This is a genomic window from Xanthomonas sp. NCPPB 1826 (assembly GCF_056725285.1).
In genome coordinates this window covers 410,848-427,836 of record NZ_CM161521.1, presented here as the reverse complement: position 1 = coordinate 427,836, position 16,989 = coordinate 410,848, and the positions used below count along the sequence as shown (strand labels likewise).

Annotated in this window: 12 protein-coding genes; 5 read left to right on the top strand and 7 right to left on the bottom strand. The window is 66.0% G+C overall.

The window, feature by feature from the left end:
* Window positions 1-11: 11 nt before the first annotated feature.
* Both AC1PLA_RS01815 and AC1PLA_RS01810 read left to right on the top strand, forming a co-directional pair.
* Entirely contained in the window at window positions 12-878 is an 867-nt protein-coding gene (locus tag AC1PLA_RS01815) for a methylenetetrahydrofolate reductase (RefSeq protein WP_219722229.1), read from the top strand.
* Between the two features lie 284 nt (window positions 879-1,162).
* Window positions 1,163-3,121 (top strand): choice-of-anchor X domain-containing protein, encoded by a 1,959-nt coding sequence (locus AC1PLA_RS01810; protein WP_104573302.1) that lies wholly within the window; start codon window positions 1,163-1,165, stop codon window positions 3,119-3,121.
* 959 nt (window positions 3,122-4,080) lie between these two features.
* Here AC1PLA_RS01810 and AC1PLA_RS01805 read toward each other — a convergent pair.
* A complete protein-coding gene (locus AC1PLA_RS01805) occupies window positions 4,081-4,839 on the bottom strand; it encodes an SDR family oxidoreductase (protein WP_481105454.1) in 759 nt (252 codons plus the stop codon).
* Window positions 4,840-4,937: 98 nt separating this feature from the next.
* Here AC1PLA_RS01805 and AC1PLA_RS01800 point away from each other — a divergent pair, with 98 nt between their 5' ends.
* Window positions 4,938-5,882 (top strand): AraC family transcriptional regulator, encoded by a 945-nt coding sequence (locus AC1PLA_RS01800; RefSeq protein ID WP_481106142.1) that lies wholly within the window; start codon window positions 4,938-4,940, stop codon window positions 5,880-5,882.
* A 106-nt stretch (window positions 5,883-5,988) separates the two neighbouring features.
* On the opposite strand, the gene AC1PLA_RS01795 is transcribed toward AC1PLA_RS01800, so the two are convergent.
* From AC1PLA_RS01795 to AC1PLA_RS01785, 3 genes are read right to left on the bottom strand one after another with little or no spacing between them, the layout of a single operon-like run.
* Window positions 5,989-7,443, bottom strand: coding sequence for an efflux transporter outer membrane subunit (locus tag AC1PLA_RS01795; RefSeq protein WP_481105453.1), 1,455 nt, complete (start codon window positions 7,441-7,443; stop codon window positions 5,989-5,991).
* A complete protein-coding gene (locus tag AC1PLA_RS01790; RefSeq protein ID WP_065047128.1) occupies window positions 7,443-10,592 on the bottom strand; it encodes an efflux RND transporter permease subunit in 3,150 nt (1,049 codons plus the stop codon). Before AC1PLA_RS01790 ends, AC1PLA_RS01795 begins: the two co-directional genes overlap by 1 nt.
* 9 nt (window positions 10,593-10,601) lie before the next feature.
* The gene (locus AC1PLA_RS01785; protein WP_065047130.1) at window positions 10,602-11,876 is read right to left on the bottom strand and encodes an efflux RND transporter periplasmic adaptor subunit; all 1,275 of its coding nucleotides are present in this window, start codon (window positions 11,874-11,876) and stop codon (window positions 10,602-10,604) included.
* Between the two features lie 237 nt (window positions 11,877-12,113).
* On the opposite strand from AC1PLA_RS01785, the gene baeS reads away from it, so the two are divergent.
* Window positions 12,114-13,493 (top strand): sensor histidine kinase efflux regulator BaeS, encoded by a 1,380-nt coding sequence (gene baeS / locus AC1PLA_RS01780; protein WP_481105452.1) that lies wholly within the window; start codon window positions 12,114-12,116, stop codon window positions 13,491-13,493.
* Window positions 13,493-14,197 carry a response regulator gene (locus AC1PLA_RS01775; protein WP_481105451.1) on the top strand — a complete coding sequence of 235 codons (705 nt, stop codon included), beginning with the start codon at window positions 13,493-13,495 and terminating at the stop codon, window positions 14,195-14,197. The genes baeS and AC1PLA_RS01775 overlap by 1 nt, the downstream gene beginning before the upstream one ends.
* 82 nt (window positions 14,198-14,279) lie before the next feature.
* On the opposite strand, the gene AC1PLA_RS01770 is transcribed toward AC1PLA_RS01775, so the two are convergent.
* The 3 genes from AC1PLA_RS01770 to AC1PLA_RS01760 form a co-directional block, all read right to left on the bottom strand.
* Window positions 14,280-15,419, bottom strand: coding sequence for an MFS transporter (locus AC1PLA_RS01770; RefSeq protein WP_104561743.1), 1,140 nt, complete (start codon window positions 15,417-15,419; stop codon window positions 14,280-14,282).
* A gap of 132 nt (window positions 15,420-15,551) precedes the next feature.
* On the bottom strand, window positions 15,552-16,403 hold the full coding sequence (gene purU, locus AC1PLA_RS01765; RefSeq protein ID WP_016901474.1) for a formyltetrahydrofolate deformylase: 852 nt from the start codon (window positions 16,401-16,403) through the stop codon (window positions 15,552-15,554).
* 68 nt (window positions 16,404-16,471) lie between these two features.
* Window positions 16,472-16,864, bottom strand: a complete 393-nt coding sequence (locus tag AC1PLA_RS01760) for an XVIPCD domain-containing protein (protein ID WP_016901471.1) — start codon at window positions 16,862-16,864, stop codon at window positions 16,472-16,474.
* Window positions 16,865-16,989: the final 125 nt, after the last annotated feature.

The window sequence follows — 16,989 nt, the reverse complement described above, 5'->3', positions numbered from 1 at the left end:
CGGCAACACCCTTGATCGATCCGGACACACCCAGCCTCGCCAGCACCATCACCGAGGCCTATTCGCTGGAGGTCAGCGCAAAGCACATTGCCGGGCTGACTGCTGCGGCGCCCCGGATCATGCATGGCGCAACCATTGCCATCCCCTACCTGCCCAACCAGGACGACGACGCGCGGCTGGCCGCGGCACGGATGGTGCGCACACTCGGCTTTCAGCCGATGCCGCACCTGTCCGCGCGCCGTATCGCCTCGCGCGAGCAGCTGCACGCCTTCGTCAGCCGCGCCGTCGAGGACGCCGGCGTCGAGCGCTGCCTGGTGATTGCGGGCGATCCACCTGCTCCGCTCGGGCCGTTTCCGGACAGCTTGTCGCTGATCGATACCGGGATCTTTGAGCGCTCCGGCATCCGGACCATCGCCGTGGCGGGGCATCCGGAAGGGCATCCAAGCATGCCTGCAGCCGATCGATGGAAGGTGCTGCAGCGCAAGTGTCGCAGCATCGCCGAGCGCGGCATGGCGCCGCTGATCGTCACCCAGTTCGCGTTCGATGCCGACATCGTGCTGACGTGGCTGCAGGCGCTGCGCGCGCACGGCATTGCACATCCCGTGCGTGTGGGCGTACCCGGTCCTGCTGGCGTGGCGGTGCTCGCACGCTATGCCGCCAGCTGCGGTGTCGGCGCATGCGCATCGATGCTGTCCAAATACGGCATCTCGCTCGGCAAGCTGTTGGGCACCGCTGGGCCGGATCGTTTTGTGGAACGGCTGGCCACTGGCCTGACTGATGCGCACGGCGAGGTCCGCATGCACTTCTATCCGTTTGGCGGCATCGCACAGACTGTCGCGTGGGTGGAGCAGTACCGCTCCCGCTCCGCGCGCGTTTAGGTGGACTGAGGCGCGCCAAATTCAGCGCTGCAGATCGACCGCAGACCTGTGCGTTGTAGCAAGCAATGCGTCGTGGACCTCGACACGTCCACGACCTCGATCACAGTCTGTACTTTTTATTCCTGGCGGTTTGTTTGCCGCGCGTGAGGTGCTGCAGCGCACAGCAGACCTGTCACAAGCGCGCGGTATAACCATCGGCGAATCGCGGCGAGGGGGCGCTGCATCCGATGCCGTTGCCATGCGCGGCGGCATCGCTTCTGCAACGTTCAAGGAGAGATGTCGCCATGCCGAAGCCGTCGCTGTTGTCCTTGCTGTGCACCCTGTCGCTGGTCTCCACGCCGCTTGCCGCGGCCGAGCTGCAGCCCAAACAACTGGCTGGCCCACCGGAGGAGTTCGCGCAGATGCGCGCACCCGATCCGGCCGAGTCGGCGATCCTGTCCAAGAGCGCCTTGCTGCCGGTGGAGTTGGCGCCGGCCGGCAAGTCCGCACGCTGGCAAGGCACCTTGCCGGTGGAAAACGGCCATCTGCGTTTCATGGTGCTGGCCGGCGACCAGCCGTGGGAGGCGGCGGTGACTGCACCACGCGTTGCCGGCGCACGTGCCGCTGCTGTTGCACCGCAGTTGCAGGCACAACGCACACTGCTGGGCAGCGCCGAGAGCGGCACTGGCGGCATGCGTTACGCGGTGGAGTCCGCGCAAAACGGCAACTGGGCGCTGACGCTGCAATCGGCGGCACCGGTGGCGCAACGCGGGTATGTGCTGATGGAAGGCGATGCGCGCACGCAGCTGGCCTCGTACCCGCGCCATCGTCGGCAGCAGGTCGGCCAGTCGCTGACGCTCAACGCCTTGCTCAGCGGCAACGATGCAGCCGGCGCGAGCTTGCTGGCCGCGCAGGCGGGGCAGATCGAGACAGCGAGCCTGCGTCTGATCGACCCGCAAGGCGGCATTCGGACGCTGCCGATGGCCGATGACGGACAGCACGACGATGGCGCTGCCGGCGATGGCGTGTATGGCGGCACGTTCCAACCGACAGCCGAAGGCACCTGGATTGCACAGGTGATCGTGCGCGGTCGCGACCAGGCCGGGCAGCCGTTCGTGCGCACCAGCGAGCATGTGTTGCCGGTGCTGGATACCTCCCTGCGTCTGCTCGGCAACGCGCTCAGCGCACGCGCTGCCGACGGCACCCGGCTCAGCATTGCCTTGCCGGTCGCCGCGCGCGGCAAGGCACCATCGCATTACCGCGTGTTTGGCCAGGTCTGGGGCACCGATGCCAAGGGCAAGGACGTGCCGGTGGCATGGATCGGCGGCATGCTGACGCCGCAGCAAGGCCAGCTGCCGTTGAGCCTGGACGAACGCTGGGTCGCGCGTGCCGGCGCACGTGCGCCGTTTACGCTGCGCGGGCTGCGCATCGAAGACCCGGACCACTACATCCCGCTGGTACAGGCCGACACGCTGCCCTTGCAGCTGCCCGCGTTGCGCCGCGCCAGCATCGCGCGCTCTGCCGCTGCGATCGACGAAAGCATGCGCATGGGCCCGCGTCCGACGACGCTGGCCCGTGCCACTGCGATGGCGCAACCGCAGGCCGCGGGGTCGCAACTGGTGCTGGTGCATGGCTATTGCTCCAACGGCGTGTGGCCGCAGGCGCAGTTCACCAATGCGTCCTCGTTCCTTGATGCCAAACAGAACCGCAGCAACGACCAGTTCGCACAGCGCTTGGCGCAGTTCGCCAGTCAGTGGTCCTCGTTCGCGACGGTGGCGCACAGCCAGGGCGGCATGGCCGCGCTGCATCTGTATACCTACTACTGGAGCGGGCTAGACAACGCTACGGGTGGGCGGGTGATGCAGTCGGTCGGCACGCCGTACCAGGGCACCAATCTGTCCGGCATTCTGGCGGCGGTGGGCTCGTGGTTCGGCGTGGGTTGCGGCACCAATACCGACATGACCTACGACGGCGCCAAAGCCTGGCTGGCCGGTATTCCGGCCGATGCGCGTGCCAAGGTCAACTACTACACGACCTCGTTCGCCAAGACCAACTGGTACACCAACGACTACTGCAACGCGGCCTCGGACCTGGTACTGAACGACCCGGAAGATGGCACCGTGGAGCAGGTCAACGCGCAGCTGCCGGGCGGCGTCAATCGCGGCCACACCACCGGGCAATGCCACACCACCGGCATGCGCGACCCGGCGCAGTATCTGGATGCCAGCCGCAATGCAGTGATGAACGCCAACGCGGCGAAGTGATGCGGTTCTAGCAATGATTGAACGCTGTGGGTGCATCGGTTTCTAGAGCGGATGATCTGCGGCTTGGTTGCAAGGCCCTTGCCCGCCCACCCTCGCGGGACACGCCGCAAGTACGTCCATGTAGGCTCTTACGCGGCATCCATGCCGCGTAAGGTCCCGCGACGGTGAGCGGGCAAGGACCCATTGAGATGGTCGGTGTGCGTGGTTGCAAGCGGTGCATGAACTGCGCTGATCGAATCACCGTACGTTCGATCAACCCCTCACCATTTTTCCATCCCAACCCGAGCAGCAGGCGGGCTTTCAACACACAAGCCACAGACTGTTGATTTGCCACCGCAAGCCGAGCAACAAGCTCTTAAGAAAGCAGCCGACTAACTCTCTGGTGCGGTGTCCTTGCCGGTTGCGGGACCCTCGGCGGCATGGATGCCGCCGAGGAGCCTCCACGGATGGATTCACGGCGTGTCCCGCAAGCGGTGAGGGCATCGCACGCTCAACCCACCTAGCTTTTGACTCAAGGCTTGGAGCGCGCCTTGACGGAGCTAGGGTTCGAAGGCTTGGTTGCTTTATGCGTGGTGTCGCGATGCACTTGGACTATGTGGATAGATCAGGTGTAGAGCTGCTGATCTACGGCTTGGCTGCAGGGCCCTTGCCCGCCCACCATCGCAGGACACGCCGCAAGTACGTCCCTGTAGGCTCTTACGCGGCATCCATGCCGCGTAAGGTCCCGCGACGGTGGGCGGGCAAGGACCAGTCGAGATAGTCGGTGTGCAGGGTTTTAAACAAAGATACCGATCAACTCTCTGGTGCGGTGTCCTCGCCGATTGCGGGACCGTGTGGCGGCATGGATGCCGCCACCGAGCCCCCAGGGATGGGTTCACGGCGTGTCCCGCAAGCGGTGAGGGCACCGCGCACTCGACCGACTCAGCTTTTGATTTCGGTACAGCGGTCGAAAGGTTTTACTAGCCACTCCAAGCCGCTTCGGAAGCCCACAGTTCTGCATCCGCGCCTGCAGGAATAGACATCGGCGCGGCCGGATCGGTGGCTGCGCGCCAGATGGCCTGCGCGACATCGATCGACTGCGTTTCGGGGCCGGCGGATGCGCTCATGCGCGCCATCGTCTGTTGCATAAACGTTCCATAGACCTCGTCATCAAGACCGCGAAGACCCGCGCGGGCATTGGCACGAAATTGCGTCTCCCCGCACGAGCCCGGCGAGACGATGCGCACGCGGATACCAAAGTCCTCCAGCTCGGCGGCCAGCGATTCGCTCAGCGCATTCACCGCGGCCTTGGCTGCGCGGTAGGCACCGATCAGTGGGAGGGGTTTGAGCGTTGCGCTCGACGACACGTTGACGATGACCCCGGCGTGGCGCGCGCGCATCTGCGGCAAGACCGCCTGGGTTACCACAAGCGTGCCGAAGGTATTGGTCTCGAACAGATCACGCACCGACTGCAGGCTTACCAGTTCCAGCGGCGCGGGCGCACCGGAGCCTGCATTGTTGACGAGAACGTCGACCGTGCCGGCCGCAGCGATCGCGGCCTGGATGCTCGCGGCATCGGTGACATCGAGCTGCAACACCCTCATTCGTGGCGACGCAGGAAACAGGTCTTCGCGTGGAGTGCGCATGGTGGCGACCACATTCCAGTCGCGCTCTAGGAAGTAATTGGCGGTCGCCAAGCCAAAGCCGGATGAGCAACCAGTGATGAGTACGGTTTGCATGAAGCGCCCTCGGTGATGTTGTGAGGGATGTACGTTAGGCGTCGAACATCGTACTTGCGATATTCTAAAGTGCTTAATTCATTTGCGAGAGTCCAATGCTGCCCGACCCGCTTACCGAGGTTGTCCTGCTGCTCAGGCCGGCGGCACGGTTTTCCAAGCTTGTCGTGGGCGCCGGTGCGTGGTCGGCACACCGCTCCGATGCGCCAGGCCCGTTTTATTGCGCAGTGATCGAAGGGACGTGCCGGCTGACGCTCGAAGATGGCGAGGCGCGTGTTCTTGAAGCAGGCGACTTCGTGCTGGCACCGGCCATGCTGGCCGTCACGCTCTCCAGCCTGCAGGCGTCGACCGGGCAGGCCCACACGGTGCCGACCAACATGGGCGATGGCACTTTCCGTATCGGCGCGCAGGACGGCCCGGCGGATCTTCGCATCGTGATTGGGCATTGCAGCTTCGGCTCGCCCGATGCCGCGCTACTGGTGTCGCTGCTGCCCCGGCTGGTGCATGTGCGCAGCGAGCCGCGACTTACCACGCTGGTGACTCTGGTTGGCGAAGAGGCACGTGCAACCCGGCCCGCACGCGAGGTGGTGCTTGCGCGGCTGTTGGAGGTGCTGTTGATTGAAGCATTACGCTCGCTGACAGCGAGCGACACGACGCCAGGACTGGTGCGCGCGTTATCCGACGCGCGGCTGGCGGCGGCAATGCGTGCACTGCACGGTGCACCGGCGCATGCGTGGACGGTCGATGCATTGGCCAAGGAAGCGGCGCTGTCGAGATCATCGTTCTTTGCGCGCTTCAACCGGGCAATGGGCATGGCGCCGATGGAATATCTGCTGGCATGGCGCATGGCGCTGGCAAAGACGCTTCTGTCAGAACAAGGGCTTTGCGTAGCGCAAGCCGCGCAACGTGTGGGGTATGGCTCGGCAAGCAGTTTCAGCGTTGCCTTCACCCGCCATACCGGCAGCCCACCATCGCAGTACGCGCGCGAGCGTGCTGCAGCGCCTGCAATGTCTGCAATGTCTGCAATGTCTGCAGACGCTTTGTAACGGCATCAGGTGTGCCAGACCCGAGCGCGCAGTGTCGCCTGCAGCTGCAGTGAGAAACAGCTGCAACTGCAGGCAAGTGCCCTCGCACTGGCGCATCGATGCATGACTACCGTTGCGCTACCGATGGCGGCTGCGATTGCGCATCGGCGCCGCCGCCGAGCACCTTGTACAAGGTCACCCGGTTGCTTGCCTCGGTCAGCCGCAGGCTGATCAAGGTCTGTTGTGCGCTGTAGAGCGAACGCTGCGCGTCCAGTGCCACCAGATAACTGTCCACGCCGTTGCGGTAGCGCGCATCCGACAGGGTGAAACCGCGTTGTGCCGCATCCACCAGGGCGCGTTGTGCATCCATGCGTTCGTCCAGCTGGGTGCGTTCGGCCAGCGCGTCGGCCACTTCGCTGAAGGCGGTCTGGATCGCCAGTTCGTATTGGGCGATGGTGATGTCCTTCTGAAGCTTGGCCACATCCAGTTCGGCCTTCAGGGCGCCGGCGCGGAAGATCGGCAGGCTCACGCTGGGCGTGAACGACCAGGTGTGGTCGCCATCGAACAGGCTGGACAAGGCATCGCTGCCGCGCCCGACGTTGCCGGTGAGCGAGATGGAGGGGAAGAACGCCGCACGCGCCGGGCCGATGTCGGCGTTGGCGGCCTTGAGCGTGTGCTCGGCCGACAATACGTCCGGGCGCTGCAACAGCACGCGCGATTCCAGCTGCGCCGGCAACGGTGCCAATGCCACGCCGCTCTCGATCGCATCGGCAGCCGGCAATAACGCCGCCGGTACCGACGTGCCCACGACCAGGTTCAGCGCATTGCGCGACTGCGCCAGCTGGGTGGTGAAGCTGGCGACATCGGCGCGCGCGCTTTCCACGCTGGTCTGGATCTGCGCCAGATCCAGCCCGGAGACGATGCCGTTGTCGTGCTGCAATTGGGTCAGGCGCAGCGTCTTGCGCTGGCTCTCCAGGGTCTGCTGGGCGAGTGCCAGCCGCTGCTGATCGGCGGCCACGGTGAGCCAGTCGCTGGCCACTTCGGCCACCAGGCTCAGGCGGGTGCTGCGCTGGGTCTGCTCGCTGGCCAGATAGGTTTCCAGCGCTTCGTTCTTGAGGCTGCGGATGCGCCCGAACAGGTCCAGCTCCCAGCTGCTGATCCCCACCTGCCCGGTGGCGCTGCGGATGATCTGCGGCGCGCCGGTGAAACTGGTTGCGGCCGCGGCACGTTGCGCCGTGTGCGAGACGGTGGCGTCCACCGCGGGAAACAGGTCCGCACGCTGGATGCGGTACTGCGCACGTGCCTGCTCGATATTGAGCACGGCCACACGCAGGTCGCGGTTGTTGTCCAGCGCCAGTGCGACCACCTGTTGCAGGCGCGCATCGACCAGCACCTGCCGCCAGTCCAGCCCAGCCGCAGCGGTAGTGCGGCCATCGGCACTGTCGCCATGGGTCGCGCTGCCGGTGTCGCCGACCACGCCAGGTACCGGTGCGTCCGGGCGCGCATATTGCGGCGCCATGCTGACGCAGCCGCTCAATGCGATGGCACAGGCCACCGCCAGGCTGAGGGATGTCGTGCGCATCATGGCGTTACCTCGGAGGTGGAAACGACGGGGGAATGCGCGGCAGCCTTGCCGGGAAACAGGCTGCGCACCATCACGTAGAACAACGGCACGAAGAAGATGCCCAGCACGGTGGAGGCCAGCGTGCCGCCGAGCACGCCGGTGCCCAGCGAATGGCGTCCGCCGGAGCCGGCGCCGCTGCTGATCACCATCGGCAGCACGCCGAGCATGAAGGCCAGCGAGGTCATCAGGATCGGGCGCAGGCGCAGGCGTGCGGCGTGCAGGGTGGCCTCGATCAAGGGCTGGCCTTTCTCTTCCAGCTCCTTGGCGAACTCCACGATCAGGATGCCGTTCTTGGCGGCCAGGCCCATCGTTGCCAGCAGGCCCACCTGGAAGTAGATGTCGTTGGACAGCCCGCGCATCCAGGTCGCCAGCAGCGCGCCGACGATGCCCACCGGCACCGCCAGCATCACCGAGATCGGGATCGACCAGCTCTCGTACAACGCGGCCAGGCACAGGAACACGAACACCAGCGATACCGCGTACAGCATCCAGGTCTGGGTGCCGGCCGCCTGTTCCTGATACGACATGCCCGACCAGGCGTAGCCCACGCCCTTGCCCATGCCGTCCACTTCGCCGGCGACCGCGGTCATCGCATCGCCCGAGCTGATGCCGGATGCGGCGCTGCCGGTGATCTCCATCGATTCGCTGCCGTTGAAGCGGGTCAACACCTGCGGCGCATACGCCCAGGCGCTGCTGGCGAACGCCGAGAACGGCACCATGGCAGCGTCGCTGTTGCGCACGTACCAGCGGTCGATATCGCCGGGCAGCATGCGCGCGGAGGCTTCGCCCTGCACGTACACGCGCTTGACCCGGTTGTTGTTGAGGAAGTCGTTGACGTAACGCCCACCCATCACCGTGGAGAGCGTGGTGTTGATGTCGGCTGCGGCCACGCCCAGCGCGCCGGCCTTGGCATCGTCGATCTGCACGCGGTAGGTCGGCGCATCGTCCAGTCCGTTGAAGCGCACCGCGGTCAGGTTCTGATTGCCGTTGGCCAGCTGCAGCAACTGCTTGCGTGCTTCCACCAGCGCCTCGTGGCCGTTGCCGGCGGCATCCTGCAACTGCAGGGTGAAACCGGAACTGGTGCCCAGCCCGTTGATGGCCGGTGGCGTCAATGCAAACACCTGCGCGTCGGGCAGCGTCATCATCATCGCGCCGGTGATGCGCTGGGCCACTTCCTGCGCCGAACCCTCGCGATCGGCCCAGTCCTTGAGGCGGATAAAGCCCATGCCCGAGTTCTGGCTGCTGCCGGCCAGGCTGAAGCCGGAGATGGTCATGATGCCCTGCACTTCCGGCTGCTTGAGGATGAACGCGGTGGCCTGGTCGATCGACTGCTGGGTGCGTTGCTGGGTGGCACCGGCCGGCGCGCTGAACATCACCATCAGCATGCCCTGGTCTTCCTCGGGCAGGAACGCGCTGGGCAACCGCCAGAACAGCAAGCCAAGCACCACCAGCAACAGCGCGTAGACCAGCGAGCCGAGCTTGCGATGGCCGACCACGCGCTCCACACCACGCCCATAGCGCTCGGTGCCGCGATCGAAGAGGGTGTTGAACCAGGTGAAGAATTTGCCCAGCATGCCCTTGCGCGAGACATGGCCGCCCTTGTCGATGGGCTTGAGCAAGGTGGCGCACAGTGCCGGACTCAGGGTCAGCGCGACCACGAGCGACAGGATCATCGCCGCGGCAATGGTCACCGAGAACTGCCGATAGATCTCGCCGGTGGCGCCGCCGAAGAAGGCCATCGGCAGAAACACCGCGGTGAGCACCAGCGCGATGCCGACCAGGGCGCCGGTGATCTGGCCCATCGAGGTGTGCGTGGCTTCACGCGGCGACATGCCCTGCTCGGCCATCAGGCGCTCGACGTTTTCCACCACCACGATGGCATCGTCTACCAGAAGGCCGATCGCCAGCACCATCGCGAACATGGTCAGCGTGTTGATCGAAAAGCCCAGCAGCGACAACACCCCGAAGGTGCCCATCAGCACCACCGGCACCGCAATCACCGGCACCAGCGTGGCACGCCAGTTCTGCAGGAACAGGTACATCACCACGACCACCAGCACGATCGCTTCGATCAGGGTCTTGACCACTTCCTCGATGGAGATGCGCACGAACGGTGTGGTGTCGTAGGCGACCTCGTACTTCAGGCCGGCCGGGAAGTACGGCTTGAGTGCATCCAGCTTGGCTTCCACCAGCTTGGCTGCGTCCAGCGCATTGGCGCCGGTCGCCAGCTGCAGGCCCATGCCCGAGGCGGCCTTGCCGTTGAACTTGGAACTGGAGCCGTAGGATTCCGAGCCCAGCTCCACCCGCGCGACATCGCGCAGGTACACGGTGGCGCCGCCGGCATCGGACTTGAGCACGATGTTCTCGAACTGCGCCGGTGTGCGCAGCTTGCTGCGCGAGGTCACCGTGGCATTCAACTGCTGGCCCTGCAGCGCCGGCAATGCACCGAGCGCGCCGGACGAGACATCGGCGTTCTGCGCGGCGATCGCGCTGCTGACATCCGAGGGCATCAATGCATAGGTGTGCAGTTTCTCCGGATCCAGCCACACCCGCATCGCGTACTCGGCACCGAACACGTTGACGCTGCCGATGCCGTTGAGGCGGCTGATCGGGTCCTGCAACGAGGACACCATGTAGTCGCCGATGTCGGTGCTGTCCATGCTGCCGTCTTCGGAAGTGAAGGCCAGCACCATGAACATGCTGCCGCTGGCCGACTTGGTCACGGTCACGCCGTTGGTCTTGACCTCGTCGGGCAGCAGCGCCTCGCCTTGCGACACCTTGTTCTGCACCTGTACCTGCGCGGTGTCCGGGTCGGTGCCGGACTCGAAGGTCAGCGTGAGTTGCGCGGTGCCCGCCGAGCTGCTGCTGGAGGACATGTAGAGCAGATTGTCCAGGCCTGTCATCTGCTGTTCGAGGATCTGCGTGACCGAGTTCTGCACGGTCTCTGCAGAGGCGCCGGTATAGGTCGCACTGACCGTCACCGAGGGCGGTGCGATGTCCGGGTATTGCTCCAGCGGCAGCGAGAAGATCGAGATCGCGCCGGCCAGCGTGATGACGATTGCGATGACCCAGGCAAAGATGGGACGGTCGATGAAGAAACGAGCCATGGGAGTTCCTCAGTCGGCCTTGGGCGTGGCGCTGGCCGGCGCTGCAGGCGTCGGCGTGGCCGTACGCGCAGCGGCGGCGGGTGCGCTCGGTGCGGCTGCAGCAGCTGCATTCGGCGCTGCCGCTGGGGTAGCTGTGGTGGCGCTCACCTCGCGTGTCTTCACCGGCATGCCGACCTGGATCTTCTGCAGGCCCTGCACGATCACGCTCTCGCCCGCAGACAGCCCTTCGCTGACCACCCAGCGATCGCCCACCGCATCGCCGGTCTTGAGCACGCGCTGCGCCACCTTGCCATCGGCGCCGACCACCATCGCCACCGCCTCGCCCTTGCTGTTGCGGGTGACGGCCTGTTGCGGCACCAGGATCGCCTGCTCGTTGACCGCCATCGACAGCACTGCCTTGACGTACATGCCGGGCAATAGCAGATGATCGGGGTTCGGAATCACCGCACGCAGCTTCACCGTGCCGGTGGTGGCATCCACCGCGGTATCCACCACTTCCAGCGTGCCGGTGCGCGCGTAGGCAGTGCCGTCTTCCAGCAACAGTTTGACCTCGGCCTTGCCATCGACCGCCTTGAGCTGGCCGGCATCGAGCTTGCGCCGCAGCTGCAGCAGCTGCGCGCTGGACTGGCTGACATCCACATAGATCGGATCGAGCTGGTTGATGGTGGTGAGCACATCGGTCTGGTCGGCGGTGACCAGCGCGCCCGGGGTGAAGCTCGAGGTGCCGATACGGCCGCTGATCGGCGCGGTGATGCGGGTGAAATCCAGATTGAGCTTTGCGGTCTGCAACGCCGCCCTGGCCGCGGTGACTGCGGCTTCGTTCTGGCGCAAGGTGGCGGTGGCGTCGTCGCCGTCCTGCTGGCTGACCGCATCCAGCTTGACCAGCGTCTGATACCGCTGCGCCTTGGGCCTGGCCGACAGCACCGCCGCTTCGGCCTGCGCCAGCTCGCCTTGCGCGGACGCATACGCGGCCTGGAACGGCGCCGGCTCGATCTGGTACAGCACCTGCCCGGCCTGCACCTGCTCGCCTTCGGTGAACAGCCGCTTGCGCAGGATGCCGCCCACTTGCGGGCGCACCTGCGCGCTTTGATAGGCCACGGTGCGCCCGGGCAGCGTCTGGTCCAGCGCCAGGCGCTGCACGTCCACACGTTGCACGCCCACTTCCACTTGCCGCTGCTGCGGCGCTTGCGCAGGCGAACACGCCGCCAGCGCGACGGTGATCATGGCGGCCAGCAGCCACTGACGCGGCACCACGGCAGAACGGGAGGAAGCAACGCAACGCATACGGCGCACTCGGGAGTGATCGGAGGATGCGCACGCTACGCTGCGAATATGGAGCAAATTTGAAGATTTGCATCGGCAGACAGCAGGCGCTTGCTTTCGGGGTTTAATGAAGTCCCAATACGGTTGTGCACGACATGCGCTGCATCGGCAGCTGCAGTCGCCGCTGCTGCAACCTGGCGTGACTGCAGCAAGCACCCCGTGCCTGACCTCGTTCGCAACAAGGTTGTCCCAGCCTCGATGAAACTCGGAATCACCGCCAAACTCTTCCTCGCCATCCTCAGCGCCTGCATTGCAGTGCTGCTGATCAATGGCCTGGCCGGGCAGCTGTTGCTCAGGAAGCAGTTTCTCGACTATCTCAGCGAGCAGGGCATCGAGCGGATGCTGGAAGTGTTGCCGCGCGTGCAGGCCGACTACGCCAAGCACGGCGACTGGAATTTCATCCGCGACAATCCCGACGCCTGGTTCGTGCTGATGCGCCCGGAGCTGCCGCAGAACCTGCCGCCACGCGCACCACCGATCTCCGATCAGACCGGCGCGGTGTTTCGTTTCGCGCTGCTGGATCGCGACTACCGGGTGATCATCGGCAACCCCGATGTCAGCCGCACCGACACGCTGCGCCCGGTCGTGGTGCACGGGCAGACGGTGGGCTGGATGGGCATGCTGCCCTTCGAGAAGGTGCTGACCGCCAACGACGCGCGCTTCTACCAGGCCCAGCAACGTCTGTGGTGGACTGTCGGCGCGGCGTCCATCGTGGTGGCCGCGCTGTTCGGCTGGCTGCTGTCGCGCACCTTGCTGCGGCGCGTGCGCAGCCTGACCGCGGCAACCCATCGCCTGGCGGCCGGCGACTACGGCACGCGACTGGAGGCGCGCATGCGCGATGAGCTCGACCAGCTCGCGCGCGACTTCAACCAGCTGGCGCAGGCACTGGACAACAACGAACGTGCGCGTCGTGATTTCATGGCCGATGTCTCGCACGAGTTGCGCACGCCGCTGGCGGTGTTGCGCGCCGAGCTGGAAGCGCTGCAGGACGGCATCCGGCCGATGACGCGCGAATCGCTGACCTCGTTGCACCAGGAAGTCGGCCAGCTCGGCAAGCTGATCGAGGATCTCTACGACCTGTCGCTCACCGATGTCGGCGCGCTGGCCTACCGGCGCGCGCCGATCGATCTGAGCGTGGTGCTGCAGTCCACGTTGGCCGGCATGCACACGCGCATTGCCGCAGCCGGGCTCACGCTGCAGGCCCACGGCATCACTGCGCCGTTGCATGTCGACGGCGACGAGCGTCGCCTGCAGCAGCTGCTGTCCAACCTGCTGGAAAACGCCTTGCGCTACACCGATGCCGGCGGCCAGTTGCGGGTGCAGTGCGCACGGCGCCCGCACCTGGTGGAGATCGTGATCGAAGACAGCGCGCCCGGCGTGCCGGCAGACAAGCTCGATCGCCTGTTCGAGCGCTTCTATCGCGTGGAAGGCTCGCGCAATCGCGCCAGCGGCGGCAGCGGGCTGGGCCTGGCGATCTGCCGCAATATCGTCGGCGCGCACGACGGCGAGATCCACGCCACCGCCTCGCCCTTGGGCGGCCTGCGCGTGACGCTGCGGCTGCCGGCCCTGGAGGCCTGATGGACGACACCACCACAGCACCGAACGCACACGTGCTGATCGTCGAAGACGAACCGCGCCTGGCCGCGGTGCTGGGCGAGTATCTGCATGCTGCTGGCTATTCGCATCATTGGGTGGCCGATGGTGCGCAGGCGATTTCCGCGTTTCACGCGCAGTCGCCGGATTTGGTCCTGCTGGACCTGATGCTGCCCAATCGCGATGGCATGGAGATCTGCCGCGAGCTGCGCAGCCTCGGCGCGGTGCCGGTGATCATGGTGACCGCGCGCGCCGAAGAGATCGACCGCCTGCTCGGGCTGGAGATCGGTGCCGACGACTACATCTGCAAGCCGTTCAGCCCGCGCGAGGTGATCGCACGGGTGCGTGCGGTGCTACGCCGCCACCGGCACGATCCCAATGCGGTGCCCACGCATGGATTGCTGATCGATGAGGCCGCCTGCCGCGCCAGCGTGGCCGGGCGCGACCTGGACCTGACCCAGGTCGAGTTCCGCCTGTTGCGCACGCTGTGCGCAGCGCCGGGGCGCGTCTACTCGCGCGAACAGTTGATGGACCACGTGTATGTGGACCACCGCATCGTCACCGACCGCACCGTGGACAGCCACATCAAGAACCTGCGCCGCAAGCTGGCCGAGGTGGGCGGCGAAGAATGGGTGCGCTCGGTCTACGGCGTGGGCTACCGCTTCGAGTATCTACCTACCGAAGCGTAATCAATATCCCCCCTTCGTAGGAGCGTGCCTGCGCGCGACGCACTCCCGACACCCCAGCAACCACAGGCGCGATCCCCAACACTCACACCTTCAACCAACGCGTCGACACCGCAACGCCCACCATCAGCACCGCAACACCGAGCAAGGCGCCGACCAGGCCGATGCCATGCGCGGCGAAACCGATCAGCGCCGGCCCGGCCAGGATGCCAGCATAGCCGAGTGTGGTGACCGCAGTGATGGCGATGCTCTCCGGCATGCGCGTCTGGTTGCCGGCCAACGAGAACAGGGCCGGCACGATATTGGCGCAGCCCAGGCCGACCAATACGTAACCGGCCAACGAGGCCTGCCATGGGCTCACCAGCGTGAGCACGCAAAAGCCCGCGCTGGCCAGCAGCGCGCCCACCACGATCGAGCGGATGCGCCCCAGGCGCTCCACCACCGCATCGCCCAGCAGGCGCGTCACCGTCATGGTCAATGCAAACACCACATAGCCCACGCCGGCGGTGCTCGGGGCGACCTGGTGCACATCGGCCAGGAACACCGAGCTCCAGTCCAGAATGGTGCCTTCGGCCAGGAACACCACAAACGCCAGGATGCCGATGAACAGCACGATGCCCCTGGGCAGCGCGAGCAACGGCCCCTGTTGCGCCACGCGCTCGGTCCGCCAGTGGCGTACCGCCAGCGCGCCGACAAGCAGCATGGCGATTACCCCGGCAACCGCCGCGCTCGACGGGGAGAGCTGCGCAGACAGCAGCAAGGTCATCGCGCCGGCACCGACAAACCCGCCGATGCTGAAAAACGCATGGAATCCCGACATCATCGCGCGCCCGGCATCGCGCTCGACCACCACCGCCTGCATGTTCATCGCGCAATCCATCGCGCCCACGCCGGCGCCGAACACGAACAGCACCGCGCCCAGCAACCACGGATCGGCGACCACCGCCAGCAACGGCAGGCTGAGGCAGATCAGCGCCGACGTCACCGCCATGACCGCACGGAAACCGAAGCGCGCCGACACCGCGCCGGCCAGCGGCATCGCCAGGAACGAGCCTGCTCCCAGGCACAGCAGGATCAGGCCAAGCGCGCCATCGTCCACGCCGGTCCTGGCCTTGGCGAATGGCACCAGCACCGCCCAGACCGCGGCAGCAAAGCCTGGAATGAAGAACGCCGCGCGGGTGGCGTGCTGTTGCGCGCGAGCGCTGGAGCCGGGGATTAGCGACATGCAAAAAATTCCAGGAGGAAGCGGCAAGGAGAGTGCGACGGTGGCACCAGTCCCGCGCGCTCGCTGGCCGGACTGGCCCGACCACGGCTCCATTGCGCGTGCTGCAACCGTCCGTGGGGATATGCGACGCTGCTAGCGAAACACCACCGTGCGATGGCCATTGAGCACGATGCGATGCTCGACATGGCGACGCACCGCACGCGCGAGCACCAGCGATTCGGTATCGCTGCCCAGCCGCACCAGGTCGCGCGGCGTCATCGCGTGATCCACGCGCGCCACGTCCTGTTCGATGATCGGGCCTTCGTCCAGGTCTTCGGTGACGTAATGCGCAGTGGCACCGATGATCTTGACCCCGCGTGCGTGCGCCTGGTGATACGGCTGCGCGCCCTTGAAGCTGGGCAGGAAGCTGTGATGGATATTGATCGCCCGCCCTGCCAATGCGCGGCACAACGCGGGCGAAAGAATCTGCATGTAGCGCGCCAGCACCACCAGATCGATCTGCAGCGCCTCGACCAGCGCAAGCAGCTGCGCTTCCTGCGCGGCGCGCGTGTCGGCGCTCACCGGCAGATGGTGGAAGGCGATGCCATAGGAGGCGGCCAGCGGCGCGAAGTCGGCGTGGTTGGACACCACCGCCGCGATATCCACCGGCAATTGCCGGCTATGCATGCGGAACAGCAGATCGTTGAGGCAATGCCCCTGCTTGCTCACCAGCACCAGCAGCCGCGCGCGGCGGCGCGCATCGTGCAGCTGCCAGTCCATCTGGAATTCATCGGCCAGCTGCGCAAAGCGGCGTTCCAGCCCGGCAATGTCGGTGCCCGGCGGTTTGTCGAAGTGCACACGCAGGAAGAAGCGGCCACTTTCGTCATCGCCGAACTGCTGTGCGTCGAGGATGTTGCAGGCCAGATCGAACAGCAGCCCGGTCACGCGATAGACGATGCCGGTGCGGTCGGGGCAGGACAGGGTGAGGATGTAGTCGGAGCGCATCGGCACAATGATAGCCAATGCGCCCGGCTGCGGGCGCAGTGCTTGCGCCCGTAACTTTCCGCTGCGACTCAGCGCGGCGGCAGGCGCAGCATCAGCCGCCGATTGATCTCGTCCAGTTGCGCCATCGATGCCTCCACCGAGGTCTCCATCGCTTCCTGGGTGGTGATGTGCGCACGCAGATGCGCCGGGTCGGCGAGCTCGCCACGCACCAGAAACACGTTCTCGCCCACCTCGCCGACGTGCCGGCTGAGCACCACGTAATCCACCTGGTCGAAGCCATGTTGCTTGGCCAGCGGCAGCAGGCGCGCGGCCATGCGCACGCTGGCCTCGTCGGTGGGTTTGTTCAACTCGGCATCGAGCGCGGCCACCGCTTCGCGGATCTGCGCGAACAGATAGTGGTCCGGATGCTCGGGGTGGTCCGGGCCCACTGGGCCCTGGTCGACGACCGGTACGGCGGTCATCGTGTACCACCGGCGCAGGTCAGTGCGCGCGGTGTGCGCTCGGTCGAACCGAGCGTGATATGCAGGTGTCGCATCGCATCCTCCCTGGAGCGGCGGCTGTCACGAGCCGGCATTTTAGAAGGTCT